Raw genomic sequence first — 24,057 nt, forward strand, 5'->3', positions numbered from 1 at the left:
CTCAGCCTCGGGCGATCAGGTAGGCCGACGCGTTCATCGCGTCACCACTGAGGTAGCTGGCGCCCGACTGTCCGACGCCTGCGCCGGACCGTCCGAGTTCCTCGACGCCCTGGGCCGCGACCGTCTCGTGCCTACCGCCGTTGGCGCTGAGCTGAGCGGCCGTCTGCAGCGAGACGGCGTCGGCCGCGGGCGGGATCACGACGCCGATCAGCGGTGCGGCCGCGGCGTGGGCGGCGGCCAGCCGGGCGGTCAGCGCCTCGACCGCGGCGCTGGCCGCGGTGAGACCTTCGGGAACAACGCGAAGTGTCATCAGCGGTAATCCTTTCCGTGGGTGCGGGTCGAGGCGTTCGCCTCGATCAGCGGATTGACGAGCTGGACGAACGTCGGGGTGTCGGTGTCACCGAGCAGCATCGCCCGACCTGCGGGCAGCCTGCGGAACCGGTGGCCGCGCAACTTCCCGCTGTCCTGCGGGTTGCCCGAGAGCATGAGCGTGGTCGCCTGCAGATCGTTGAGCCTGCGCAGCAGCGGGGCCGTCATCACCGCGTGCGCCGAACCGGTGGCCCGCGCGGTGACGATCACCCGCAGCCCCAGATCACTTGCCTGGGCGAGCAATCCGATCAGCGGGGTCCACGGCCGCTGCCCCGCGTACGGTCCGCTGATCGCGGGTCCGTCGGGGATCTGATCCACGTCGTCGACGATCAGGTAGTGCGTATGCCCCTGATACGTCCAGCCGCTCAGCTCGGCCGGGGTCAGTCCGGCCGGTGGGCGGCGCTTCTCGATCAGCGCGGACAGGCCGAGCATCGCCGGGGTGATGCGGTCGATGTTCGCGGTGTACTCGTTGTCACCGAACAGCGGTTCGTCGACGAGTTGCAGACGCCGGTCGACGACGGTGAACGCGACGTCGTCGGCGGTGGAGTGCTCGCGCACCGTGCGGATGATGTGCCGCAGCAGTGTCGTCTTGCCGGATCGGTTGTCGCCGAACACCATCAGCAGCGGGTTCGCCGCGAAGTCCAGCACGACCGGGGCCAGGTCCTCCTCGCGCTGACCGATGACCACCCGGTCGGGGGCCGGGTACAGCGGTCCGAGCGCGTCGGGCGAAAGGTCGTGCGGCAGTAGCCGCACGGGCGGTGCGGTCTGCTCGGGGAACCGGGCGTTGATCGCGGGGATCAGTTCGAGCGCCGGGGCGGCGAACAGGAAGTGCTCGGCGTTCATGGTCAGGCCGCGGCCGGGCTGATCGGCGGGCACACTCTCGGCGGGGCGGCGCAGACCGCCGACGATCCGCACGTTGCTGTCGCGGCTGTCGTGGAGTTTGAGCTCCAGCCGCAGGCCCAGCCCGTCGCGCATGTTCAGCGGCACCTCGAGCCAGTTCGGGGTGGTGATCACGACGTGGATGCCGTAGGCCAGCCCGCTGTTCACCAACTCGGTCACCTTGTTCAACAACGGGTTGCGTGTGTTGAACGTGTCGGTGTTGTCGCGGCTGAACGCGTACAGGTTGTCGATGACCAAGAACACCTCGCCGTACCCGTCGGGGAACGCGTCGCCGCGCGCCCCGGCGGCCTGGCGGGCCCGCAGCAGCTGCTCGAGTTCGCCGAAGGTGCGCCGGATCCGTTCGGGTTCCAGCGGTGTCGCGACGCTGCCGACATGCGCGAGATCCGCGAGCGGCGCCAACTTCCCGCCGCCGTAGTCCAGGCAGTAGAAGGTGACGTCACGCGGGGAGTGCAGGGCCGCGGCCGACAGGATGAACGTCTGCAGCGCGGTCGACTTGCCCGATTTCGGACCGCCGTGGATGACCATGTTCGCCGCCGCCGACGTGGCGTCGAAGACCAGTGCGTCCCTGCGCATCTCGAACGGTTTGTCGATCTCGCCGAGCGGCCAGCGCCACTGCCGGGCGGGGATCGCGGACCGCTGCAGCACGTCGACGAGCGCGATGGGGTCGTCGAGCGGCGGCAGCCACAGTGCCGGCGCCTTGGGACCGTACTGCGCGAGTTGCGCACCGATCGTGGCGATCAGCTTGCGGGGTGGCGCCGCCTCGGCTTCCGGTGCGGCCGAGGGGATCACGGTGTCGGGTTCGGGCTCAACGCGCGATGCGGTGAACGGCTGCGGCTGCGGCAGCGCGCGCACGACGATCGACTTCTCCACCCGCGGCGGTTCGTAGATGCCGTCGACGTAGGTGCTGCGGAACTTGATCGGCATGGCCCCGGGTGCGGGCACCAGGAAGCCCTCGCCCTTGTGCTCGCGACCGGCCTCGATGTGGTAGGCGTCCTCCACCCCGATGATCTGACGGGAGATGCTGGGGCTGGCCACTTTCAGGCAGATGCGGTACGAGGTGTTCTTGTCGATGTCCTTGATCTTGCCGACGTCGAGGGTCTGCGACGCGAACAGGATGTGGATGCGGAACGAGCGGCCCTTGCGCGCGACGTAGTCGAACAGGTCGGCGTACTCGGGGTGGTCGGCGAGCATGAGCGTGAACTCGTCGGCGACCACGAACAGCGTCGGCAGCGGCGGCAGGTCGTGGCCCGCCGCACGGGCGGCCTCGTACTCGGTGACCGAGTTGAACGCACTGCCCTGCACCCGGCGCCCGGTCTCCTTGAGCAGCTGTTCACGCCGGGCCACCTCACCGCGCAGAGTGTCGGCGAACCGGTCGGCCAGCGAACGCTTCTCGGCCATGTTCGAGATGACCGCGATCACCTGCGGGAAGTCGCGGAAGATGTCCGCGCCGGCCTCACCCTTGAAGTCGGCGTAGATCACGTTGAGCCGTTCGGCCGAGTGGGTCGTCAACAGCGACAAGAGGATCGACATCAGGGTCTGCGATTTGCCGGAACCCGTCATACCGATCATCAGGCCATGCGGACCCATCCCGCCCTCGGCCTCGTCCTTGAGGTCGAAGTAGAGCGGTTCGCCGGTGGCGGTGACACCGATCGGCACGCGGAGTTCCTCCTCGCGCGAGCGGGGGGCCCACAGTGCGGCGACGTCGAGTGCCGAGGCGTCGGGGATGCCGAGCAGCGTGGTGAACGTGGATCCGCCGGTGGTGGTGGACCGGGCGCGGCTCGGGTTGGAGTCCCACCGCGACAGACGCCGGGCCAGGTGGCGGGCATCGGCGACGCCGAGGCGGTCGGCGGTGTCGACGTAGGGCTGCCAGCCGCTGGGCTGCCAGCGTTCGATCCTGCCGTCGGCGATCCGCAGGACCGGCCGTTCGGGGTTGGCGTACTGTTCGCGGTCCGGTGCGGCCGTCACGCGGTGCACGACCGTCACCCCGGTCAGGCCGGGCCGCCGCACCAGGTCCTCGACGTCGGCGTCGGGATCGTCGACGATCACGAGCAGGTGGCGGAACGCCCGGTCGGAGTCGCCGGGGAACGCGGGCCGGTCCGCCAGGGCGGGCGCCAGCGCGTCGCGCAGCTCCTCGATTCCGGCGGTGAGGTGACGCGCCGGTCCGACACCGTCGGTCTCACCGGGAACGTCGGTGTGCGGCAGCCACTTCAGCCACGACCAGTCGTCGGTGTCGACGTCGGGTGAGGCCAGCGCCACCCCGAGCACGCTGGGATCGTGCCACGTGACCGCCTGGGCGATCCACGCCCGCAGCGTGCCGCGCACGGCGTCGGTGTCGCCGTGCACCGCGATGCGGGAGACCTTGGTGATGTCGATACCGGCCGGGGCGTCGCGCAGCGTGCGCTGCACGTCGAGCAGACCACGGAGTGCGGTGTGCGACACCGGTTCCAGATCGATCTCGTCGGCGGTGTCCTTGACCCGCAGGGTGGCGTCGAGCGGGGTGTCGTGCAATCCGGCCCGCAGTACGAGGAAGTCGCCGTCGCGCGGATCGCGCTCCCACTGCCTGCGGGTGCCCGGGACGGTGGCCAGCAGGTCGGGCGCCGGATGCGACCACTCGAGCGCCGCGCGCTGTTCGGCGGCATGGGCGCGCACGTTGTCGCGCACCACCGACAGGTACCGCAGGTAGTCGGCGCGTTCGGCGTCGACCTCCTCGGTGCGCATCTTGTCGGTGCCGCGGTACATCGCGGTGGCCGCCAGTAGCAGCACGAACGGGAAGAACAGCATGGTCGGCGAGATCAGCCGCATCCCGGTCGCGAACAGCGCCACGATCATGCCGACGATGAGCAGCACGATCAGGTAGGGCAGGACGCGGCGCAGCAGCGACGGCGGCACCAGCCGCGGCAGTTCCGGCGGCGGTTCGATCGTGATGGTGCCCTTGCGGGTCGCCGGCGGGGGCACCCGGCGATGGGCCTCGAAGATCAGCCGGCTCATCGGTTCTCCAGACGCGCGGGGTTCGGATCGGGTGCCAGGGTGTCGTGGGCGAGCAGTGCGTCGGCGCGCGACAGCGTCGGCCCGGCCGCGAACTGCGCCAGCACCGACCACGGCACCGGGACCGGGGGTGCGGTCAGACCCAGTGCGGCCACGGTCTGGTCGGTCGCGTCGCGCTCACCGGGTTCGATGCCGTACCGCACGCCGGTGTCGCTGACCCAGAACAGCGATCCCGCGGTCGGCGAACCCGGTTCCTGGCCGACGGTCTGTACGAAGTAGCCGCTGCCGGGTGTCAGGGCGACGCGGTCGGCGGTCACCCCGTTGCCGCCCCCGACCAGATCGAGGGGGCGCACGCCGTCGGGGATCGGCAGCGCCGCACCCGAGAGCAGGTTCAGCGAACTCTGTTCGGCGTCAGCGGGTTTGGTCCACTGCGCGCAGGTCACCGGGTCGGCGGCGGCGTCGACCAGGGTGACCGGCACCGTCGGGTAGGCGGCGGTGTCGAGCACGCGCGACACCGGCAGCCGGGACACGTCGTCGGCGCCGAGTCGCGGCGGTTGCGCCAGGCCGTAGGAGTTGGTGTTGCGCAGGATCGACGCCAGCACCTGCGAGACGGGCTGCAGTCCGTCGGGCAACACGGCGTAGTAGCGGATGGTGTTGTCGGCCTCGTACGCGGAGACCACGGCGCCGACGGGCGCACCGACCGGCAACGGGAACCGCGGGGGCGCACCGGCTTCGGGGATCGCCGGCGCGGTGAGCGGCGGCGCCTCGGGGATCGCGTTGAACAACCCGGCCGCGATCGGGCGGGGCGTCACCGGGGTACCGCCGATGCCGAGGGCGTCGGTGACGGCGCGGTCGGCCAGGTCGACCGGGCTGCGCCTGCCGTCCCACAGCAACCAGGCCCCGGCGTCGTTCGACACCACGACGGCGCGGTCGTCGGCGAGCGGTCGGGCCCGCTCACCGCCGTCGGCGACCGGCCCGGCCACCACGGTGACCCCGGTGTTGGCACCGGTCGACGCATCGCACACCGTCCACACCGCATCGCGAGAGGTGTTCTGCACCATGCGTTCCGGGGCGCCGGGGATACCGACGAGGTTGCCGCGCGGGAACTGGTCGATCTCGCTGGTCTTTACGGTGGTCGGGTTGTCGGCGCGGTCTGCGATCAACCGCGCGGAGGTCAGGTTGAGCACCGGGTGCAGTTGTTCGCCGATGCGCACGTAGAGCGCCGCGGTGGAGCGGTCGGCGAGGATCGCGTCGGTGCCCGCGGTTCCCGACGGGCGGATCAGCGAGAACACGAAGCAGCCGATCACGCCGGTGACGAGGATCAGCACCCCGGTCAGCACCGCGCGCGACTGGGTGCGCAGCGGGTCGACGAGCATCCTGGTGTCGTGCAGGGCGACCCCGGAGGCGATGCGACGCATCATGAAACGCCATCCGGACACCTGGTGGCGGGTGACGAACCCGCGGCGGTAGGTGACCCGGTCGGGGTTCTCGTTGGCCGGGGTGCGGGAGGTGAAGGACCGGCGGTCGTCGGGTGTGGTCATGCCGACACCGACAGCCCGAGTCCGCGCAGCAGCGGTTCGGCCGACTTACGCACGTCGTCGACGGTGATGGTCATCAGTTCCTCGTCGGTGAAATCGTCTGAAGGCATGTGGTCCAAGCGGTATTCGCGCTCTTCCTCGGACCGCTCGACGAGGTTGCGGACGAATCGGCCGTTACCGGCGATGTCGAGGCTGCGCCGGTCGACGCCGTTGGCGTCGGGGCTCGACGATGCGGCGAGCGTGGCGAACAGCTTCTCCATCTCGTCGTGGGCGGCGGATTCGAAGACGCTGTCGCGTTTCTCGGCCATCCGCACCGCCATCTCGACGAGTTCGCCTGGCGCGTAGGACGGGAAGTCGATGCTGCGGGTGAAGCGGGAGCGCAGACCCTCGTTCGCGTCGAGGAACATGTCGAGGTCCTTGCGGTACCCGGCGATGATCACGACGAGGCGGTCGCGGTCGTTCTCCATGCGGGCCAGCAGGGTGTCGATCGCGACGAGCCCGAAGTCGTTCTTGGCGCCGGTGGACACCAGCGCGTAGGCCTCGTCGAGGAACAGCACACCGTCGAGGGCGGCGTCGATGATCGCGTTGGTCTTGGCCTCGGTCTCGCCGATGTGCTGGCCGATCAGGTCGGCGCGGTGCACCTCGCGCACGGTCTCCTTGCGCAGCAGACCGAGCCCGCAGTAGATCTTGGCGACGACGCGCGCGATGGTCGTCTTACCGGTTCCCGGCGGACCGGCGAACACCAGGTGGTTGGTGCGCTGCGCGACGGCCAGTCCGCGCTCCTGGCGGCGGATCGCCATCGCCACCGAACTCTTCAGCCGGGCCACCTGGTACTTGACCTCTTCGAGCCCGATGAACTCGGCGAGTTCGGCTTCGGCCTCGACGAGCAGGTGCGCCTTGCGGTCCTTCGCGCCGGGGTCGACGAAATCGGCCTCGCTGGGCTCGGTTTCGGGGTCCCACGGATTGCTGCGCGCCTCGATCCGGGCCGCGGTGGTGGTCACCAGCCCGAATGTCGGGTCGGTCAGCGCGATCTCGATCTCGGTGTTCTCGGGGTTGGCGGCGTAGAGCTCCTGCAGGACGTCGGCGGCGTCCTCCTCCTCACCCTGCGCGCGCAGCGTGAGGCCCTTGGCCAACCCGCCGTCCACCGCGGCGACCGCGATCGGCCCGGCGGGTTCGGCGAGGTAGGACATGGCGGGGGCGAACATGCCGAGGCGGGCCAGCGCGATACCGAGCGTGATGCGGGCGGCGTGTGCGAAGGTCGCGTCGAGCGCGGCGTCGTTGACCACCGGGGTGAGCAGCCGCACGACGTCCGACCAGCGTTGGGTGCGGTGGTGGATCGCCACGCGCAACCAGCGGGCCTGCGTCCAACCCGGGCGCCGCCCGATCAGCTCGTCGACCAGGGCGTCGGCATCGGCATAGGCGCCGGCGTCGCAGAGCGCCGAGGCGTACGCGAGCTGGAAGTCGTCGTGGTCGGTGGCACGGAACTTGAGGTACAGGCCCGTGTCGTAGTGGAAGCCGAGCGCGCCGGGGGCCATCTCGACGTGGCGCTGCAGTGCGCCCGCGGTGGCTCGCGTCGACCAGATCGCCTCGATGACGCGGGCGCTGACGTCGCCTGCGGCGGCCAGACCGGTCCACGCATCGCACTGATCGTGGGCGATGTGGGTCAGCGCCGCGAATCCGTCGCGGGCGGCGGGCAGGTCGGCGGGGCGCTGCCGGTCGTTGACCGTCAGACCCAGCGCGCGGCAGCAACTGGCAAACCGGCTGACCACGTCACGGTCGACCCGGGCGGGCGCGGTTCTCGGCGCCGCGAGCGTGTCAGTGGGCATTTCCATTGGTCGTTACGCGCGAGGACGCTCGGCCCCCGCATTCTCCCCTTAAGTATGGCTAGGCTAACTTCGGCAGAAGTTAGCATTGCACAACCTAAGTGTCGAGACGCACGCTGGTTGGCAAATCGGTGACGCCGCTCACCGCTTCGTCGCGGTGACCAGTCGTATCGCACCGATCATCGCACCGACCTCGGGGTCGTCGACCGGTGCCGGACGGCCGACACCGGCGAGGTAGTCGGCGAGAAGGGTGGGTTCGGCCGCCCACCCGCGCTCACCGAACCACTGTTCGGCGGGCGCGAGCCGTTCGTTGTAGACCAGGGTGAAGAAGGTTCCCTCGTTGCCCTCGGCCCGCTCCTCCTCGCGTTTGTACGCGAACGCCTCGGCGGGCATCGGGACCGATTCCTCGACCGCGACCCAGCTACCGTCGGCCGACATCGCGTCGATACCGGAGAACAGCGCCTCCTGCGCGGTGGCGGGCAGGTACATCAGCAACCCCTCGGCCAACCAGGCCGACGGGCGCGCGGGGTCGAATCCGGCCGCAATCAGCGCGGCGGGCCAGTCCTCGCGCAGGTCGACCGGTACCTCGCGGCGCTCCGCCGCCGGGTTCTCCCCGCGGTCGGCGAGCACCTGCCGTTTGAACTCCAGCACCTGCGGCTGGTCGAGTTCGTAGACGACCGTGCCGTCGGGCCAGGCCAGCCGGTAGGCCCGCGAGTCCAGCCCCGCTGCCAGCAGCACGATCTGGCGCACCCCGGCGGCCGTCGCCGCGGCGAAGTAGGCGTCGAAGTAGCGGGTGCGGGCGCCCTGGAAGTCGACGAAGTGCTCGCCGAAGGCCGTGTGCAGGATGTGGTCGGGTGCCGCACCGTCGAACAGCGCGGCCCAGTCACCGCCGACGGCCCGGCAGAACACCTCCGCGTACGGGTCCACCGCCAGCGGCTCGGGTTTCCGCGCCTCCAGCGCGCGGGAGGCCGCTACGAAGAGCGCGGTGGAACCGACGCTCGTGGTGATGTCCCAGGAGTCCTTGTCATGACGCACAAAACGGTTATACGCGTCAGATCAGTGGACGCCCTGTGCGGATGCGCCGGTCCAGATCCCACATCAGGACGTTGAACGGGAACTGCCGCAGCACCCGCGGCAATAGGTGGTTGACCGTGCGCAGCACGCCGATGAGCCGGTCGAAGCGGCGCTGCCGGTCGGCGTCCCACGGCAGCCGCATCTCGTCGCGGAACCGTTGCGGCAGAAAGCCGGTGGTGATCAGCAGCGCCAGCTCCTCGTTGCGCCGCTGCAGCGGGCCGGGCAGTTTCAGCCCGCGCAGCCGCGACGCCGCGATGGGATAGAGGTACTCGCGGACGGTGTCGTCGATGTGCACCTTGTTCAACGATTCCTGCCAGTACTCGTCGAACGCCGCGCGGTCGGCAGGCCACATCCCCTGCGGCACCTGCAGCGTGGTGCCCATCGTGGCGCTGTCGCGGTAGTGCTCCTCGGCGGCCTGCTCGTCCATCTCGCCGACGAAGAGCCGGTACACGTCGACCGCACCCTTGTAGAGACAGGCCGCGACCCACAGCTGCAGGTCCTTGTCGAACGCGTGGTATTTCACCGGGCTCTCGTCGGTGCTGTACACCTGCGCGTGCGCCTTGTTCACCGCGCGGCGAAACGCCGCCTTCTGAGCGTCACTCCCCCGAGTGGCGACGGCCAGGTAGGTGAACGTGGTGCGGGCCCGTTTGATCGGGTGCAGGTCGACGCGGCCACTCTCGACTCGACTCTCGAGGACGCCGTACCCGACGCCGGGCCGGGCCAGCTGCATGATCACGTTGGCCGGGCCGGCGAGCAGCGCCACGCCCATCAGTCCGTCCGCCATGCTCGCGGCCCGGCGGGCCAGCAGGGCGGGCGGCGTCTGCGCCTCGGGGCGGGCCGGTGCGCTGACCGGACGTTCGACGTGCGGAATCGGTTCGCTGACCGTCATCGGCCACCCCTTAATGTGAGAACACGTGTTTCCTGATTTTCTCCTGATGGGTCGACGGGTGTCAAGATGGACCGATGGGACAGGTCCGGCCCTATCGCGGCGTCGAGGCTCCGGAGCGCCTCGCGCAGCGCAGGCAGCGTTTCCTCGAGGGCGGCCTCGACCTGCTCGGTTCGGCCGATCACGATCTGGCCGACCTCACCGTCCGGGCGATCTGCAGACAGGCCGGCGTCGCGGTCCGCTACTTCTACGAATGCTTCACCGACAAGGACGATTTCGTCGCCGCGGTGTTCGACTGGGTGATCACCGGGATCGCCACCACGACGCAGGCCGCGGCCGCCGCCGCAATGCCGCGGGCCCGCAGCCGCGCGGTGATGTCCGACGTCGTGCGGACGGTCGCCGACGATCCGCGGATCGGCAGGCTGCTGTTCAGCTCGCAACTGTCCAACGCCGTCGTGGTGCGCAAACGCGCCGAGTCCGGGGCCCTGTTCGCGATGCTGTCCGGCCAGCACGCCAGCGCGGCGCTGCGGCAGTCCGAGAACGACCGCATCAAGGCCGCCGCGCATTTCGTGGTCGGCGGGGTCGGGCAGACGATCAGCGCCTGGCTGGCCGGCGACGTCGTACTCGCACCGGATGCCCTCGTCGACCAGCTCACCGCGATGATCGACCAGCTGTCCGATCCCCGGTTGTACTGAACACCCGTGAGAAATTGCGCTCACGGTCGTGCCACAGCGCAATTGGACAGCCGCCAATGCAATCTCCGCCATAACCAACCTGCGATGTAACCTGACTCCCAACCAAGCGGTTAATAGGGAAGGCAACGGAGCTATGCCCATCGCAATCAACGACGAGCACCACGCGCTGGCCGATTCGGTGCGCTCTCTGGTGGCGCGGGTCGCGCCCTCGGAGGTTCTGCACGACGCGCTGGAGAACCCGATCCCCAACCCGCCCCCGTACTGGAAGGCCGCGGCCGAACAGGGTCTGCAGGGCGTGCATCTCCCCGAATCCGTGGGCGGACAGGGTTTCGGCATCCTCGAACTCGCCATCGTGCTCGCCGAATTCGGCTACGGCGCGGTCCCCGGCCCGTTCGTGCCCTCGGCGATCGCGGCCGCGCTGATCGCCGCCGACAAACCGGACGCCGAGGTCCTCGGCGGGCTGGCCTCCGGTGACCTGATCGCCGCGTACGCGATCGACTCGGGGCTGACCGCCACCCGGCACGGCGACAAACTGGTCGTCCGCGGCGAGGTCCGGGCGGTGCCCGCCGCCGCGCAGGCCTCGGTGCTGGTGCTTCCGGTGGCCATCGACTCCAGCGACGAATGGGTGGTCGTCGACGCCGACCAGCTCGAGGTCGAACCGGTCGCGAGCGTCGACCCACTGCGGCCGGTCGCGCATGTGCGCGCCAACGCCGTCGAGGTCGGCGACGACCGCGTCCTGCGCAGCCTCACCCGTCCGATGGCCCGCGCGCTGATCGTCACGCTGCTGTCCGCCGAGGCTGTCGGCGTCGCCCGCTGGGCGACCGACACGGCGTCGGCGTACGCGAAGATCCGTGAGCAGTTCGGCAGGCCGATCGGCCAGTTCCAGGCCATCAAGCACAAGTGCGCCGACATGATCGCCCAGACCGAACGGGCCACCGCCGCGGTGTGGGACGCTGCCCGCGCGCTCGACGAGGCCGGCGGAACCCCCTCGGACGACGTGCATTTCGAGTTCGCCGCCGCCGTCGCCGCGACGCTCGCACCGGCCGCCGCACAGCACTGCGTCCAGGAGTGCATCCAGGTCCACGGTGGCATCGGCTTCACCTGGGAGCACGACACCAATGTCTACTACCGCCGCGCGCTCGTGCTCGCCGCCGCCTTCGGTCGTCAGGCCGACTATCCCCAGCACGTCGTCGACACCGCGACCGCCACCGGGATGCGGCCGATCGACATCGATCTCGACCCGGACACCGAGAAGCTGCGCGAGGAGATCCGCGCCGAGGTCGCCGCGCTCAAGGCGCTGCCGCGCGAGGACCGCACCGTCGCGATCGCCGAGGGCGGCTGGGTGGTGCCGCACCTGCCGAAGCCGTGGGGTCGCGGGGCCGGACCGGTCGAGCAGATCATCATCGCCCAGGAGTTCGCGTCCGGCCGGGTCAAGCGGCCGCAGATGGGCATCGCCGCGTGGCTGATCCCGTCGATCGTCGCGTTCGGCACCGACGAGCAGCAGCAGCGCTTCCTGCCGCCCACCTTCCGCGGCGAGATGATCTGGTGCCAGCTGTTCTCCGAGCCGGGCGCCGGCTCCGACCTGGCCAGCCTGACCACCAAGGCCACCAAGGTCGACGGCGGGTGGCGCATCACCGGACAGAAGATCTGGACCACCGGCGCGCAGTACTCGCAGTGGGGCGCCCTGCTCGCGCGTACGGATCCCAGCGCACCGAAACATCAGGGCATCACCTACTTCCTGCTCGACATGAACAGTGAAGGCGTCGAGGTGAAACCGCTGCGCGAACTGACCGGCAACGCGATGTTCAACACGGTGTTCATCGACGACGTGTTCGTCCCCGACGACCTGGTGGTCGGTGAGGTCAACCGGGGTTGGGAGGTCAGCCGCAACACGCTGACCAACGAGCGGGTGTCGATCGGCAGCAGCGAACCGCCGTTCCTGGCGACGCTCGACGGGTTCGTCGAGTTCGTCCGCGACGGTCACTTCGACCAGATCAGCCAGAACAAGGCCGGCCAGCTGATCGCAGAAGGGCACGCCGCCAAACTGCTGAACCTGCGCTCGACGCTGCTGACGCTGGCCGGTGGTGACGCGATGCCCTCAGCGGCGATCTCGAAGTTGTTGTCGATGAAGACCGGTCAGGGCTACGCAGAGTTCGCGGTGTCGTCGTTCGGCACCGACGCGGTGATCGCCGAGCCGGAATCGCTCGAGTTCAAGTGGGTGGAGTACCTGCTGGGCAGCCGGGCGACGACGATCTACGGCGGCACCTCCGAGGTGCAGCTCAACATCATCGCCGAACGGCTGCTCGGGCTGCCGCGCGATCCGTAACCGCGGAGGTGTTTGGGTGGTCGACGCGGCGGGAACAAGGGGCGATCACTCTCCGTTGAGTGCTGTGCAGTTCTACCGCGACGACCCGAAGGCACGCTCATGACCGTTGACTACGACGCACCCCGCCGCAACAAGGAAGACATCGAATCCGACTCGCTCGACGACCTGCCCGTGACGCGCGCCGACGCCCGCGCGGCGGTCCTCGACCTCGAGGACGCCGACCCGATCGAAGCCATCGACCTCCCCGGCGCCGACCTGTCCGGTGAAGAGCTCACGGTGCGGGTCATCCCGAAGCAGGCCGACGAATTCACCTGCACGAGTTGCTTCCTGGTGTTCCACCGCAGCAGGCTGGCCCGCGACGCGGGCGACGCGCTGATCTGCGCCGACTGCGCCTGATGCGGTAACGCCCGGGCGCAGCGGCGATCACGCGTCGGGTCGCCGGCCCGTGCGGGAGTCGCGGCCGACGTTGAACCGCTGCCGGTAGAGGGCGGCCGCCTCGGCCAGCGTCCGCTTTCCCAGCGCGGCGATCGGGCGGACGTCGGTGACCAGCGGTTCGTGGTCTGGTCCGCACCCGACGACGCGGCCGGTCAGCACCCACGCGAACCGCCCCGACTCGTGCAGTTGGGCGTACTGCCTGATCCGCCGGGCGATCCAGTCCTCCGCGGGCCGCGGCCACCACGGCTGCGGCGCGATCGCGCTCACCGACAGACCGGGCATCAGGACATCGGCTTCATAGTCACAGCTCGCGGTCGCGTGACTGTCGGTCTGCGGGCCTTCCGAATACCGCAGGAACACATCGGGTTGCCGCGTCACCAGTTCCACGAGGTCGTCGAGCGAGTCGATCACCGGCAACGGATCCGGTCCGGAGTGCATCGTCATGGCGCCGCCGGCCCGCAGTGATCGAGATGTGTTGTGATCATGGCCTTTTCCTGTGCGGTGTCGAAGCTCGGAGCCCGCCGCTTACCCGGGCTGAGTCGGCTCAAACCGTCGCGTTTACGGCGTGTGCACCCGGGTAGTGCCTTCGTACCCACCCATGGAGGAAGGAGTCACCATGGCCACCGGTGAGACCGGCTTCGACGATGTGACATTCGATCTGATCTCGGTTCAGTACCACTCCCTCAAGGCCGGACATGACTACGGCCAGTATGTCCGCGACGCCCGCAACGCCGGACTCGACGACGTCGCATCGTTCTTCGAACAGGTGATGTCGGAGGATTCCGCACGGGCCAAGCAGTGCCACCAGTTCCTGGCCAAGCTGCAGGGTTCAGCCGGTTCGTAACCTGGCCAGCGCACTACTGAGGTCGTCGAGCACCGCGGCCTCGGGTAGGTCGACGCGCTCCAGCCACGGAATGTCGGACGCCCCGGTGAGGCGACCGCCGAGGATTCCGCCGGCGATCGCGGCGGCGGTGTCGGTGTCGCCGCCGAGGGACACCGCGTAGCGCAGTGCCTCGGCGATCGGCAACCGTTGTCCGACCGCGTGGCGGACGATCTCGACCACCCCGGCCACCGCATCGACGGCGTCGAGTGACACCCCGTTCGGTCCCGGCCGCCACCGACCGTCGGCGGCGAACCGCACCGGTCGCAGTTCGATGTCGAAAGTACGCTCGCACCAGTCTATTTCGGTGCCAACCGCCGCCATCACCGACGCACCGTCCAGCGCGGCCGACGCCATCGCCGCCACGATGCATGCCGCGGCGATCGCCGGCGCCGCGCCGTGGGTGGTGCGGGAGAGCCCCGCTGTGACGGTGCGGCGCGTCGCGTCGTCGGCGATCCCCCACCCGATCGGCAGCGCGCGCATCGCCGCCCCGTTGGTGTCGCCGGTCGCGGCGTGCACCGCCCCGTCGGTGCGGAAGCGGTCGAGCGCGGCATGGGTACTGGGTCCGATCCCCCGGATGCCCGGCGCCGCGGTGGCGAGGCGGGTCAGGAAGTCCGCCTCGTCCACCACGGCCCCGCGGTCGGCGAGGTACTGGGCGACCAGCAGCGTCAGCGCGGTGTCGTCGGAGGTGGCGCCGGGTGGCCAGCCGCCACGACGCGGCATCTCGTCGATGCCGGGGCGTGGGATGTCGGCGGCCCGGCAGCCCTCCCACGGCACGCCTGCCGCGTCACCGGCGGCGTAGGTCAGCAGTGCGGCGCGGATCCGGGCGGCCACCCGTGCGGTGCTCATACCTCACCCGTTTCCCGGGTGACGTCCGGGGAAACCGGGGTCCATGACCAACGATGTCGAGAAGCGCTGGCGCGATCCGCAGACCTTCCGCTCGGCCGTCACGTACGTCGTCGCAGTGATCGCCGTCGCGGGGGTGTGCTTCGCGTTCTACGCGATCCCCGCCGAGCACTCGCTGGTCGCGGCGATCCTCGTACCCGCCGTACTGTTCGCCGGTGGCCTCGGCGCGTTCACCCAGACCTACCGGGTGTGGAAAGCCCGTGGCACCTGGCCGATCTGGCACGGGGCCGGGTGGTTCCTGTTCATGCTGTTCCTGGTGTGCCTCTCGGTGCCGGGCACCGCGATGACCGATTGAGGCATCGCCCCCGCTTATGGGGCCCCGGCGCCGTCGTTCTTGCTAGGTTCCATGGGACCGCAACACCGCGCTGATCGGAGGTGGCCCGACGAGAGTCCGGAGCCCCGACATCACGCTGCGCCAGTTGCGGTACTTCGCGGTGCTGGGTGCGGAGCTGAACTACCACCGCGCCGCCGAGCGGCTGTTCATCACCCAACCCGCCCTGTCGACCGCGATCAAACAGCTCGAACACCTCGTCGGCGTCCCCCTGTTCAACCGCAGCACCCGCGAGGTCGCGTTGACCGACGTCGGCGCATCCTGGCTGCCCCGGGTGCAGGAGGCGCTCGCCGGTGTGGACGCTGCGATCGGCGACCTCGCCGCCCTCACCGGCCGGACAGGGAACCGCATCCGGCTGGGTTATTTCCTCGGTACCGGCGCCGATCTGCTCTACCGGCTGGTGCGCCACTTCGAGGCCGCGCACCCGGAGATCACGATCGAGGCCACCGAATTCGACTTCTCCGACCCGACCGCCGGGCTGGCCGACGGCACCACCGAGATCGCCCTGGTCCGCCCGCCGCTGGACCTGCCCGACCATCGCATCTTCGTCCTCGACACCGAGGACTGGGTGGCCTGCCTGCCGCGGGACCACCGGTACGCCGACCGCGATGAGGTGGACATCGCCGACCTCCTCGAGGACCCCATCGTCTGCGCCCCGGCCAGCGCCGGGGGTTGGCGCGACTACTGGATGGCGATGGAGCTGCGCGATCGGCCGCCGACGGTCGCCGCCGTCGCCGCCACCTACGAGGCCGAGACCACCGCGATCGCCCGCGGACTCGGGATCAGTTTCACAACCGAGGCCGTCGCCCGACTCTACGACCGGCCGGGCATCGTCTACGTGCCGATTCGCGGTCATGCGCCCAGCTACATCGCGCTGGCATGGCACCCGGACGCGCTCACAGCGCAGGCCCACACGCTGATCCGGCATGTGGAAGCCGAATGGAACTTCCCGGAGGGCCACGAACGGGAGCGGTCGGCCGACCTGCACTGATAATCATGGGTTATCGCTCAGATCAGAAACCGAAACTTCCGCTGCCCGACCGCGAGGGCTTCCATTCACCTATGACCGATGCCGCCGCGCCCACCACACCGGCGAACGCGCCCTCCGCGACCCCTGACGCCGAGGACGCCAAACTCGCCGAACTCGGATACACCCAGAAGCTCGACCGCTCCGTCGGCCGGCTCGCCTCCTTCGCGATCGGGTTCGCCACGATCAGCGCCACCACCGCGGTTTTCACCGGGTTCGGCGCCGGTTACTTCACCGCGGGCGCCCCGTTCGTGTGGACACTGCTCCTGGCCGGCGCGGTGTTCTCGCTGTGGACGTTCATCGCCGCCGACCTCACCGCCAAGCTGCCCCTGGCGGGTTACTCCTACCAGTGGATCAGTCGGATCAACGGCCCCGATTTGGCCTGGTTCACCGGGTTCATCGCGCTGATGGGCTGGGTCTGCGGGATGACGGGGGTGGGTTTCATCCTGTCCGGCTACCTGGGCGGGCTGCTCGGCTGGGACATGACTCAGACCACGCAGATCCTGCTCGCCATCGGCGTGGTGTTCGTCTGCGTGCTGATCAACATCTACGGCGTGCGGTTCGCGACGATGGTCAACAACATCGGCGTCAGCCTGGAACTGGTCATCACCGTCGGCGCCACCGCGCTCATCGCGATCATCGCCTTCTCCGCGCCGGAGAACCACCAGCCGATCTCGGTGCTGTTCACCGGTGGTGAATCCGGCGACAAGGACTCCTACATGCTGGCCTGGCTGGCCGCGGCCCTCGGACCGTTCTTCGGGTTGATCGGCGTCGAGTCCGGCGCCGACGTCGCCGAGGAGACCAAGGACGCCCGGCGGGTCGTGCCCAAGACGATGTTCTACGCGCTGGTCACCTCGATCGTCATCGAGCTGGCGATGTACATCGTCTACGTGCTGGCCATCAAGGACGTCGGCGCCGTGGAGGCCAACAGCTCTGCGCCGATCGAGGAGATCATCACCCAGCAGGCCGGACCCGTCGTCACCAAGATCGTCGTCGCCATTGCGCTGACGAACATCCTGGCCTGCCTGCTGGCCAACATCCTGGTCGCCACCCGGCTCACCTACTCGATGGCCCGCGACAACATGCTGCCGTTCTCCCACGTCTGGCGCCACGTCTCGGCGAAAAGCAAGGCGCCGACCTATGCGGTGGTCGGATTGGGTTGCCTGTCAACACTTCTGCTGCTTTCCGCACTAGTCAACGAGAAGGCGTTCAACTACATCATCGGCATCGCCTCACTGCTGTTCTTCTTCGTCTACATCCTGCAGACCATCGGCCTGCTGGTCGGCTACCGGCGCGGCACCATCCCGCAGGGTGAGCCCGGCACCTTCGACCTCGGCCGGTTCCGGCTGCCGCTCTACGTCACCGCGCTCGTGGTGTTCCTCGGGGTGGCGGTGGCCCTGCTGTTCCTGCCGCAGTTCACCAGCAACAAGTGGGTGTTCCTCGGCATCGTGGCGCTCGCCGCGATCTGGTGGGCCACCGGCCTGAAGGCCCGGCTCAAGACCGGCGACGCCGGAGCCGCATACGCCAAGAACAACCACCTCTGATCCACCACCCCGTTCACTCTGCGCTGACGGCGCGGTCCACTCGCACTTCGTCGCCACCAGCGCGGAGTCAACGCACGACACTAAGGAAATCGGCATGACCACAACCGAACTCGGCACCAGCAACCTCGTCGCCGTGGAACCCGGCGCCATCCGGGAGGACACCCCGGCCGGCTCGGTCATCCAGTACAGCGACTACGAACTCGACACGTCCAGTCCCTTCGCCGGCGGTGTCGCGTGGATCGAGGGTGAGTACGTACCCGCTGAGGAAGCCAAGATCTCGATCTTCGACACTGGTTTCGGCCATTCGGACCTGACCTACACGGTCGCACATGTGTGGCACGGCAACATCTTCCGGCTCGGAGATCATCTGGACCGGCTGCTCGACGGATCCCGCAAGCTCCGCCTGGATCCCGGATACTCGAAGGACGAGCTCGCCGAGATCACCAAGAAGTGCGTGAGCCTGTCGCAGCTGCGCGAATCGTTCGTCAATCTCACCGTCACCCGCGGTTACGGAAAACGCAAGGGCGAGAAGGACCTTTCCCGGCTCACCCACCAAGCGTACATCTACGCCATCCCCTATCTGTGGGCCTTCCCGCCCGCCGAGCAGATCTTCGGCACGACCGCCGTCGTACCGCGCCACGTCCGGCGCGCCGGACGCAACACCGTCGACCCGACCATCAAGAACTACCAGTGGGGCGATCTGACCGCCGCCAGCTTCGAGGCCAAGGACCGCGGGGCGCGCACGGCGATCCTGTTGGACTCGGACAACTGCGTCGCCGAGGGACCCGGGTTCAACGTCTGCATCGTCAAGGACGGCAAGCTCGCCTCACCGTCGCGAAACGCGTTGCCGGGCATCACCCGTAAGACCGTGTTCGAGCTCGCCGACCAGATGGGCATCGAGGCGACGCTGCGTGACGTCACCAGCCACGAGCTCTACGACGCCGACGAGCTGATGGCGGTCACCACCGCGGGCGGCGTCACGCCGATCAATTCCCTCGACGGTGAGCCGATCGGCACCGGCGAACCCGGCCCGATGACCGTCGCGATCCGGGACCGGTTCTGGGCCTTGATGGATGAGCCGTCGCCGCTGATCGAGGCGATCGAATACTAGGGCAGGATCGAGTCGACGTAGCCGCCGTCGGCGCGCACCGCCGCACCGGTCGTCGCCGACGCGAACGGTGACGACAGATAGGTCACCATGTTGGCGATCTCCTCCGGTTCGATGAGCCGCTGCAGCAGCGACTGCGGGCGGTGCAGGCGCATGAACTCGCGCTGCGCCTCGTCCCACGGCAGCGACCGGTCCACGAGCTGGTACACGAAATCCTCCACACCGGCGGTGTGCGTCGGCCCGGCGATCACCGAGTTCACCGTCACCCCGCTGCCCGCGGCGTCCTTGGCGAAGCCGCGCGACACCGCGAGCAGCGCCGTCTTCGACACGCCGTAGTGGATCATCTCCTCGGGGATGACCACCGCGGAGTCGCTGGCGATCTGGATGATCCGGCCCCAGCCGCGTTCGGTCATCCCGGGCAGATAGTGCCGGATCAGCCGCACCGCGGCGAGCACATTGACGTCGAAGTACGTGCGCCACTGTTCATCGGTGATCTCCCGTGCCGGCACGGCGCCGAAGATCCCGAGATTGTTGACGAGGATGTCGACGTCCGGCAGCGCCCGCCGGAGGTCGGCCACCCCGTCCTCGGTGGTCACGTCCGCCGCGACACCGATGACGTCACCGGTCAACCGAGCATCGTTGTTCAACTGAGCGGTGGCCTCGTCGACCCGCGCCCGGTTGCGTCCGTTGACCGCGACGCGCGCGCCCGCCTCGGCCAGCCCCTTCGCGATCGCCAACCCGATGCCCTGCGTCGAGCCGGTGACGAGTGCGGTCTTTCCGGTCAGGTCGATGTTCACAACGGGTTAGGACGGCTGGGGGTGCGCGACTATTCCTTCTTGTCCGCCGGCCCCTTCCCGTCCACATCGATCTCCCGCAGCTCGCGCTTGAGGATCTTGCCGGTCGGGTTGCGGGGCAGTTCGTCGAGGAACACCACCTCGCGGGGCACCTTGTACCGCGCCAGGTGCTCCTTGACGTAGCTCTTGACGGCCTCCTCGTCGATGGACGCGCCCTCGGCCTTGACGACGAACGCCCGCAGCCGGTGGCCCCACTCCTTGTCCTCGACGCCGACCGCGGTGGCCTCGACCACCTCCGGGTGCCCGCTGATGAGGTCCTCCACCTCCGCGGGGAACACGTTCTCCCCGCCGGAGACGATCATCTCGTCGTCGCGGCCGGACACGTACAGCAGTCCGTTCTCGTCGAAGTAGCCGACGTCGCCCGACGACATCAACCCGTCGATGATCTGTTTGTGCCCGCCGCCGGTGTAGCCCTCGAACGGGAACGTGGTGCCGACGAAGATGCGGCCCACCTCCCCCCGCGGCACCTCCTTGCCGTTCTCGTCGAACAGCTTGACGCGCACACCCTTGACCACCGGGCCGACCGTGGCGGGATTCTTCTCGAGATCCTGCGGCCGGGCGATGGTGGCGAACGCGATCTCGGTGGAGCCGTACAGGTTGTAGATGACGGGCCCGATGTCCTTCATCGCCCTGGTGGCCAGCTCGGCGCCCAGCTGGGACCCGGACACGAACACGATCCGCAGCGACGACAGATCCGGTTTGGTGTCCATCTTCTCGATGTGGTCGAGGATCCGCGACAACATCACCGGCACCACCACCATGGCGCTGGCCTTGTGCTTCTCGATGTCGGCGAGCACGGTGGCCGGTTTGAACCGGCGGCGCAGCACCAGCGTCGCGCCCAGCATCATCGCGATGGTGGCGTGCAGATAGCCCAGCGCGTGGAACATCGGCGCGGGCAGCAGCGTCACCTCACCGGATTTGAACGGCACGTGCGAGAGCACACCGCCGATCGGCGCCAGCGACAGCGGCGGTTTCCGGTTGGCGCCCTTGGGAGTTCCCGTCGTGCCGCTGGTGAGGATGATGACCGACGAATGCTTGGTCACCTTGGGCGCGGGTGACTTGTCGCTGCGGGCGACGACGTCGGCGAGCGTCTCGGCGTCGCTCTCGGACGGCTCGTCGGGTTTGTCCGGGTTGGAGCCCAGCGCGCGTAGATACCCCTTCTCGGGCTGGGCCTGCGAAACCGCCTTGGAGTACTCGTCGTCGTGGATGATCAGCTTGGCGCCCTCGCGTTCGGACACCTCTTTGATCTGCGGGCCGGAGAACTCACTGTTGAGCAGGATGATCCGCGCGCCGGTGCGGGCGGCGCCGTAGACCGCGACCAGGAACCAGCGATGGTTGCGCGCCAGGATCGCCACCCCGTCACCGCCTTTGATGCCCTTCTCGAGCAGCGCGTGGGCGACGGCGTGGGCGGCCTGGTCGAGTTCGGCGTAGGTCATCTCCCCTTCGTCGTCGATCACCGCGGGACGGTTCGGGGTGCGCCTGGCGTTGAGCGCGGGGATCATGCCGAACTCACCCCAGCGCACCATGTCGGCGACGAACGCGGCCATGTTCTGCGGCGGTTCGAGCTGTAATGCACCCGCCTCGAACATCTTTCGGGCATAGTGCAATTCAGCGGCGCCGCGGTCGAAATACAGTTTGGCCTTCTCCGCCACCTGCGTCGGAAGTTCAGTGAGCTTCGGCATGTGACCACCATAAGTGACCCATGTCGCAGTCGAGGCGGGTATCAGACAGTCCCTACCATGGCTGACATGGCCGGATCCCGGGCGCAGGGGCTGAAGCTGGACATCGACGGTCGCGCGCTGACCGTCACCCATCCCGACCGGGTCGTGTTCGAGGCCTACGAGGGCCGGCCGCCGGTCACCAAACTCGACCTGGTCGAGTACTACCTCGCCGTCGCCGACGGTGCGCTGCGCGGGGTGGCGGACCGACCGATGATTCTCAAACGCTTCGTCAAGGGCATCACCGAGGAGGCGGTCTTCCAGAAGCGCGCCCCCGCCAAGCGACCGGACTACGTCGACGTCGCGGAGTTGAAGTACGCGTCGGGCACCTCGGCCGCCGAGGCGGTCATCCGCGACGCCGCGGGGCTGGCGTGGGCGGTCAACGTCGGCTGCGTCGACCTCAACCCGCACCCGACCCGGTCCGGGGATCTCGCGCACCCCGACGAACTCCGCGTCGACCTCGACCCGATGCCCGGCGTCGACTGGGAGCAGATCATCGCCGTCGCGCTGGTGGCCCGCGGGGTGCTCGAGGACCACGGCCTCACCGCGTGGCCGAAGACCTCGGGGTCGCGCGGCTTCCACATCTATGCGCGCATCGAGCCGCGGTGGCCGTTCAAGTTCGTCCGGTTGGCCGCGCAGACGATCGCGCGGGAGGTCGAACGCCGCGCCCCGGACCTCGCGACCAGCCGATGGTGGAAGGAGGAACGCGAGGGGGTGTTCGTCGACTTCAACCAGAACGCGTTCGACCGCACCGTCGCATCGGCGTACTCGGTGCGCGCGACCCCGGACGCCCGGGTGTCCACGCCGCTGCGCTGGGACGAGGTGCCGGGCTGCCGGCCGGAGGCGTTCACCGTCGCCACCGTGCCCACCCGTTACGCCGAACTCGGCGACCCGTGGGAGTCGATGGACGACCACCCCGGCCGCCTGGACGCCCTGCTCGACCTCGCCGACCGGCTCGGACCCGCGGAGAAGGCGCCCCGCGGCGCCAAACGGCAGCGCGGGGATGGACCCAAAGGACGCAGGCAGTCGGTGATGCCGCTGATCGAGATCGCCCGCACCAAGACCAAGGACGAGGCGTTGGCGGCGCTGGACACCTGGCGCGAACGTCACCCCGCCGCGGCCGAGCGGCTGCAGCCGCCCGACGTGCTCGTCGACGGGATGCGCGGCCCGAGTTCGATCTGGTACCGCATCCGGATCAACCTCCAACACGTGCCGGAGGAGCAGCGGCCGCCCCAGGAACCGTTGCTCGCCGACTACAGCCCGTGGGAGAACTACCGGGGCGCCCAGATGCGGCACAACCCGGATACCGACCGGTAACAAATGCATCACGAGTCCCGGGAATGCATGTTCTTACCAAAGGTTTAGCGGTAGCTACCCGGCGGCCTTAAATTCGCCGCATAACTTCGGTGTCACGTTGAGGTGGCAAAACAACGAAGCCATTCCAACTAAACGCCGAGGGGAGGCAGCTCATGACACTCACGAGCACGTCCACTGGTTCACACGATTCCTTCCACTACGGCAACCCATCGTTCGACTGCGACGGTGTCCGCATGCGGGCCCGCTGCCGTCAACTGGCGACGGTCGTCACGGTCACGGGCGACATCGACGCGGGCAACATGTCCTGCGTCGCGGATTACGCGAGGCGTTTCGTCCTCGCCGAGAAGCCGTTCATCCTCGACCTCAGCGGTGTGAGTTCCTTTGCCGCAGAAGCGCTCTCACTGTTCTACGAGATCGACGACCGAGCCGCCGACGCCGACGTCGAATGGTCGGTCATCGGCAGCCAGCCGGTTCTGCAGGTGCTGCGCGCCTCCGGCACGCTCGACGACATGCCGGTGACCGCATCGGTTCCGGAAGCCTTGCACCACTTCAGTGAAGGCATCCTGGCCCGGCGCCGCCTGCTCCCCCTCCTGACCAAGACAGCCTGAAGACGGAAAGGCGACACCATGCTCATCGACGTTCGTTGGCTCTCGTTCCTGCTCAAGCGCCGCCACCACGTGCACCACGTGCAAACCGCTTAGCACCCTGATTCATCCCGTATGCGCCGTCACGGTGAACACCGTGGCGGCGCATCGTTGTCTTCGGAATCAATTGTGAGACGGCAACAGGCGCTGGACCACTCCCCTGGACACTTCTTCGGGGCGGTACTGTTCCGCGGCGTACGCACCGATGGCAGTCAGCGCTCCGGTCAGCGCGGGCACCACCCACTGCAGCATCGTGAGCTGCTTCTGCGCGGCCTCGACGTCGGGCGGCGTGGCCGCAGTCGGGGTGGTGCCGTCCGTGACCGGGACGTCTATGTGCGCGGAGACCTTCTGCCCGAGCATGCGGCTGTATGCGGTGACCCCGAGCGCGGCCACGGTCAGCACGGTCTTCGTCGCCGCCATGGTGGGTACGCCCTGCTGCGCGCGCATACGACCGAGGTCGTGTTTGAGCAGACCGGCGGCACCGATCAGGTGCACCCCGATGGCCGCGGCATTGACCGGCGTCCAGCGGTCCCAGCCGGCATTCGCCACGGCGCCGGCACGGGACGGGTCGCCTCCGGCGGCGGCTGCCGGATTCAGGGCCACCGCGTTGGCCAGGGTGCCCCCGAACCACGCGGCGAGACCGATGTCGTGCATTTGATGGAAGAAGGTGGCACGGGCCATGAGAACTCCTCGAGCG

General features: G+C 68.9%; 21 protein-coding genes. 10 read left to right on the forward strand and 11 right to left on the reverse strand.

The features are described 5' to 3' along the window. Window position 1: 1 nt before the first annotated feature. The 6 genes from AU194_RS19110 to AU194_RS19135 form a co-directional block, all read right to left on the reverse strand. Entirely contained in the window at window positions 2-310 is a 309-nt protein-coding gene (locus AU194_RS19110) for a PE family protein (RefSeq protein WP_059090829.1), read from the reverse strand. Then, complete coding sequence (gene eccCa / locus AU194_RS19115) at window positions 310-4,257, reverse strand: type VII secretion protein EccCa (protein WP_059090830.1); 3,948 nt, start codon at window positions 4,255-4,257, stop codon at window positions 310-312. The genes AU194_RS19110 and eccCa overlap by 1 nt, the downstream gene beginning before the upstream one ends. Further along, entirely contained in the window at window positions 4,254-5,795 is a 1,542-nt protein-coding gene (eccB, locus tag AU194_RS19120; protein WP_059090831.1) for a type VII secretion protein EccB, read from the reverse strand. Before eccB ends, eccCa begins: the two co-directional genes overlap by 4 nt. Then, on the reverse strand, window positions 5,792-7,624 hold the full coding sequence (eccA, locus tag AU194_RS19125; RefSeq protein WP_197417670.1) for a type VII secretion AAA-ATPase EccA: 1,833 nt from the start codon (window positions 7,622-7,624) through the stop codon (window positions 5,792-5,794). The genes eccB and eccA overlap by 4 nt, the downstream gene beginning before the upstream one ends. Window positions 7,625-7,756: 132 nt before the next feature. Then, window positions 7,757-8,650: a class I SAM-dependent methyltransferase gene (locus tag AU194_RS19130; protein WP_059090832.1), complete on the reverse strand. Its 894-nt coding sequence runs from the start codon at window positions 8,648-8,650 to the stop codon at window positions 7,757-7,759. A gap of 16 nt (window positions 8,651-8,666) precedes the next feature. Continuing rightward, entirely contained in the window at window positions 8,667-9,578 is a 912-nt protein-coding gene (locus tag AU194_RS19135; RefSeq protein ID WP_059090833.1) for an oxygenase MpaB family protein, read from the reverse strand. 74 nt (window positions 9,579-9,652) lie between these two features. Between AU194_RS19135 and AU194_RS19140 the strand changes: the two genes are divergently transcribed. The 3 genes from AU194_RS19140 (at window position 9,653) to AU194_RS19150 (ending at window position 12,992) form a co-directional block, all read left to right on the forward strand. Next, a complete protein-coding gene (locus AU194_RS19140; protein ID WP_059090834.1) occupies window positions 9,653-10,270 on the forward strand; it encodes a TetR/AcrR family transcriptional regulator in 618 nt (205 codons plus the stop codon). Between the two features lie 133 nt (window positions 10,271-10,403). Then, a complete protein-coding gene (locus AU194_RS19145) occupies window positions 10,404-12,596 on the forward strand; it encodes an acyl-CoA dehydrogenase (protein ID WP_059090835.1) in 2,193 nt (730 codons plus the stop codon). A gap of 99 nt (window positions 12,597-12,695) precedes the next feature. Further along, window positions 12,696-12,992, forward strand: coding sequence for a DUF4193 domain-containing protein (locus tag AU194_RS19150; protein ID WP_059090836.1), 297 nt, complete (start codon window positions 12,696-12,698; stop codon window positions 12,990-12,992). 27 nt (window positions 12,993-13,019) lie between these two features. Here the strand turns inward: AU194_RS19150 and AU194_RS19155 are convergent, their stop codons facing one another. After that, on the reverse strand, window positions 13,020-13,475 hold the full coding sequence (locus AU194_RS19155) for a DUF6098 family protein (protein ID WP_059090837.1): 456 nt from the start codon (window positions 13,473-13,475) through the stop codon (window positions 13,020-13,022). Window positions 13,476-13,647: 172 nt separating this feature from the next. Between AU194_RS19155 and AU194_RS19160 the strand changes: the two genes are divergently transcribed. Continuing rightward, window positions 13,648-13,875, forward strand: coding sequence for a hypothetical protein (locus AU194_RS19160; RefSeq protein ID WP_059090869.1), 228 nt, complete (start codon window positions 13,648-13,650; stop codon window positions 13,873-13,875). Here the strand turns inward: AU194_RS19160 and AU194_RS19165 are convergent. Next, the gene (locus AU194_RS19165; protein WP_059090838.1) at window positions 13,861-14,760 is read right to left on the reverse strand and encodes an ADP-ribosylglycohydrolase family protein; all 900 of its coding nucleotides are present in this window, start codon (window positions 14,758-14,760) and stop codon (window positions 13,861-13,863) included. The two genes, AU194_RS19160 and AU194_RS19165, sit on opposite strands and share 15 nt — an antisense overlap. 43 nt (window positions 14,761-14,803) lie before the next feature. Here AU194_RS19165 and AU194_RS19170 point away from each other — a divergent pair, with 43 nt between their 5' ends. From AU194_RS19170 to AU194_RS19185, 4 genes are all read left to right on the forward strand, one after another. Then, window positions 14,804-15,112, forward strand: coding sequence for a hypothetical protein (locus AU194_RS19170; RefSeq protein ID WP_059090839.1), 309 nt, complete (start codon window positions 14,804-14,806; stop codon window positions 15,110-15,112). A gap of 124 nt (window positions 15,113-15,236) precedes the next feature. After that, complete coding sequence (locus AU194_RS19175) at window positions 15,237-16,139, forward strand: LysR family transcriptional regulator (RefSeq protein WP_231743480.1); 903 nt, start codon at window positions 15,237-15,239, stop codon at window positions 16,137-16,139. A gap of 71 nt (window positions 16,140-16,210) precedes the next feature. Beyond that, on the forward strand, window positions 16,211-17,719 hold the full coding sequence (locus AU194_RS19180) for an APC family permease (protein WP_059090841.1): 1,509 nt from the start codon (window positions 16,211-16,213) through the stop codon (window positions 17,717-17,719). Window positions 17,720-17,813: 94 nt separating this feature from the next. After that, window positions 17,814-18,830 carry an aminotransferase class IV gene (locus AU194_RS19185; RefSeq protein WP_059090842.1) on the forward strand — a complete coding sequence of 339 codons (1,017 nt, stop codon included), beginning with the start codon at window positions 17,814-17,816 and terminating at the stop codon, window positions 18,828-18,830. Here the strand turns inward: AU194_RS19185 and AU194_RS19190 are convergent. Both AU194_RS19190 and fadD2 read right to left on the reverse strand, forming a co-directional pair. Beyond that, on the reverse strand, window positions 18,827-19,624 hold the full coding sequence (locus AU194_RS19190) for an SDR family NAD(P)-dependent oxidoreductase (protein WP_059090843.1): 798 nt from the start codon (window positions 19,622-19,624) through the stop codon (window positions 18,827-18,829). The two genes, AU194_RS19185 and AU194_RS19190, sit on opposite strands and share 4 nt — an antisense overlap. A 29-nt stretch (window positions 19,625-19,653) precedes the next feature. Beyond that, a complete protein-coding gene (gene fadD2 / locus AU194_RS19195; RefSeq protein ID WP_059090844.1) occupies window positions 19,654-21,363 on the reverse strand; it encodes a long-chain-fatty-acid--CoA ligase FadD2 in 1,710 nt (569 codons plus the stop codon). 66 nt (window positions 21,364-21,429) lie between these two features. Here fadD2 and AU194_RS19200 point away from each other — a divergent pair, with 66 nt between their 5' ends. Next, window positions 21,430-22,716 (forward strand): DNA polymerase domain-containing protein, encoded by a 1,287-nt coding sequence (locus AU194_RS19200; RefSeq protein ID WP_197417671.1) that lies wholly within the window; start codon window positions 21,430-21,432, stop codon window positions 22,714-22,716. Between the two features lie 152 nt (window positions 22,717-22,868). Continuing rightward, window positions 22,869-23,324, forward strand: coding sequence for an STAS domain-containing protein (locus tag AU194_RS19205; protein WP_059090846.1), 456 nt, complete (start codon window positions 22,869-22,871; stop codon window positions 23,322-23,324). 159 nt (window positions 23,325-23,483) lie between these two features. On the opposite strand, the gene AU194_RS19210 is transcribed toward AU194_RS19205, so the two are convergent. Then, window positions 23,484-24,041 carry a hypothetical protein gene (locus AU194_RS19210; RefSeq protein WP_059090847.1) on the reverse strand — a complete coding sequence of 186 codons (558 nt, stop codon included), beginning with the start codon at window positions 24,039-24,041 and terminating at the stop codon, window positions 23,484-23,486. Window positions 24,042-24,057: the final 16 nt, after the last annotated feature.

Origin of the sequence: Mycobacterium sp. GA-2829 (assembly GCF_001499965.1) — a bacterium.
In the GTDB taxonomy this organism is placed as follows: domain Bacteria; phylum Actinomycetota; class Actinomycetes; order Mycobacteriales; family Mycobacteriaceae; genus Mycobacterium.

What these genes read in the sequence shown, in the direction of transcription:
- AU194_RS19110 (WP_059090829.1), bottom strand. Translation starts at nt 310, where the DNA reads ATGACACTTCGCGTTGTTCCCGAAGGTCTCACCGCGGCCAGCGCCGCG.
- eccCa (WP_059090830.1), bottom strand. Translation starts at nt 4,257, where the DNA reads ATGAGCCGGCTGATCTTCGAGGCCCATCGCCGGGTGCCCCCGCCGGCG.
- eccB (WP_059090831.1), bottom strand. Translation starts at nt 5,795, where the DNA reads ATGACCACACCCGACGACCGCCGGTCCTTCACCTCCCGCACCCCGGCC.
- eccA (WP_197417670.1), bottom strand. Translation starts at nt 7,624, where the DNA reads ATGGAAATGCCCACTGACACGCTCGCGGCGCCGAGAACCGCGCCCGCC.
- AU194_RS19135 (WP_059090833.1), bottom strand. Translation starts at nt 9,578, where the DNA reads ATGACGGTCAGCGAACCGATTCCGCACGTCGAACGTCCGGTCAGCGCA.
- AU194_RS19140 (WP_059090834.1), top strand. Translation starts at nt 9,653, where the DNA reads ATGGGACAGGTCCGGCCCTATCGCGGCGTCGAGGCTCCGGAGCGCCTC.
- AU194_RS19145 (WP_059090835.1), top strand. Translation starts at nt 10,404, where the DNA reads ATGCCCATCGCAATCAACGACGAGCACCACGCGCTGGCCGATTCGGTG.
- AU194_RS19150 (WP_059090836.1), top strand. Translation starts at nt 12,696, where the DNA reads ATGACCGTTGACTACGACGCACCCCGCCGCAACAAGGAAGACATCGAA.
- AU194_RS19155 (WP_059090837.1), bottom strand. Translation starts at nt 13,475, where the DNA reads ATGACGATGCACTCCGGACCGGATCCGTTGCCGGTGATCGACTCGCTC.
- AU194_RS19160 (WP_059090869.1), top strand. Translation starts at nt 13,648, where the DNA reads ATGGCCACCGGTGAGACCGGCTTCGACGATGTGACATTCGATCTGATC.
- AU194_RS19165 (WP_059090838.1), bottom strand. Translation starts at nt 14,760, where the DNA reads ATGAGCACCGCACGGGTGGCCGCCCGGATCCGCGCCGCACTGCTGACC.
- AU194_RS19170 (WP_059090839.1), top strand. Translation starts at nt 14,804, where the DNA reads ATGACCAACGATGTCGAGAAGCGCTGGCGCGATCCGCAGACCTTCCGC.
- AU194_RS19180 (WP_059090841.1), top strand. Translation starts at nt 16,211, where the DNA reads ATGACCGATGCCGCCGCGCCCACCACACCGGCGAACGCGCCCTCCGCG.
- AU194_RS19185 (WP_059090842.1), top strand. Translation starts at nt 17,814, where the DNA reads ATGACCACAACCGAACTCGGCACCAGCAACCTCGTCGCCGTGGAACCC.
- fadD2 (WP_059090844.1), bottom strand. Translation starts at nt 21,363, where the DNA reads ATGCCGAAGCTCACTGAACTTCCGACGCAGGTGGCGGAGAAGGCCAAA.
- AU194_RS19200 (WP_197417671.1), top strand. Translation starts at nt 21,430, where the DNA reads ATGGCCGGATCCCGGGCGCAGGGGCTGAAGCTGGACATCGACGGTCGC.
- AU194_RS19205 (WP_059090846.1), top strand. Translation starts at nt 22,869, where the DNA reads ATGACACTCACGAGCACGTCCACTGGTTCACACGATTCCTTCCACTAC.
- AU194_RS19210 (WP_059090847.1), bottom strand. Translation starts at nt 24,041, where the DNA reads ATGGCCCGTGCCACCTTCTTCCATCAAATGCACGACATCGGTCTCGCC.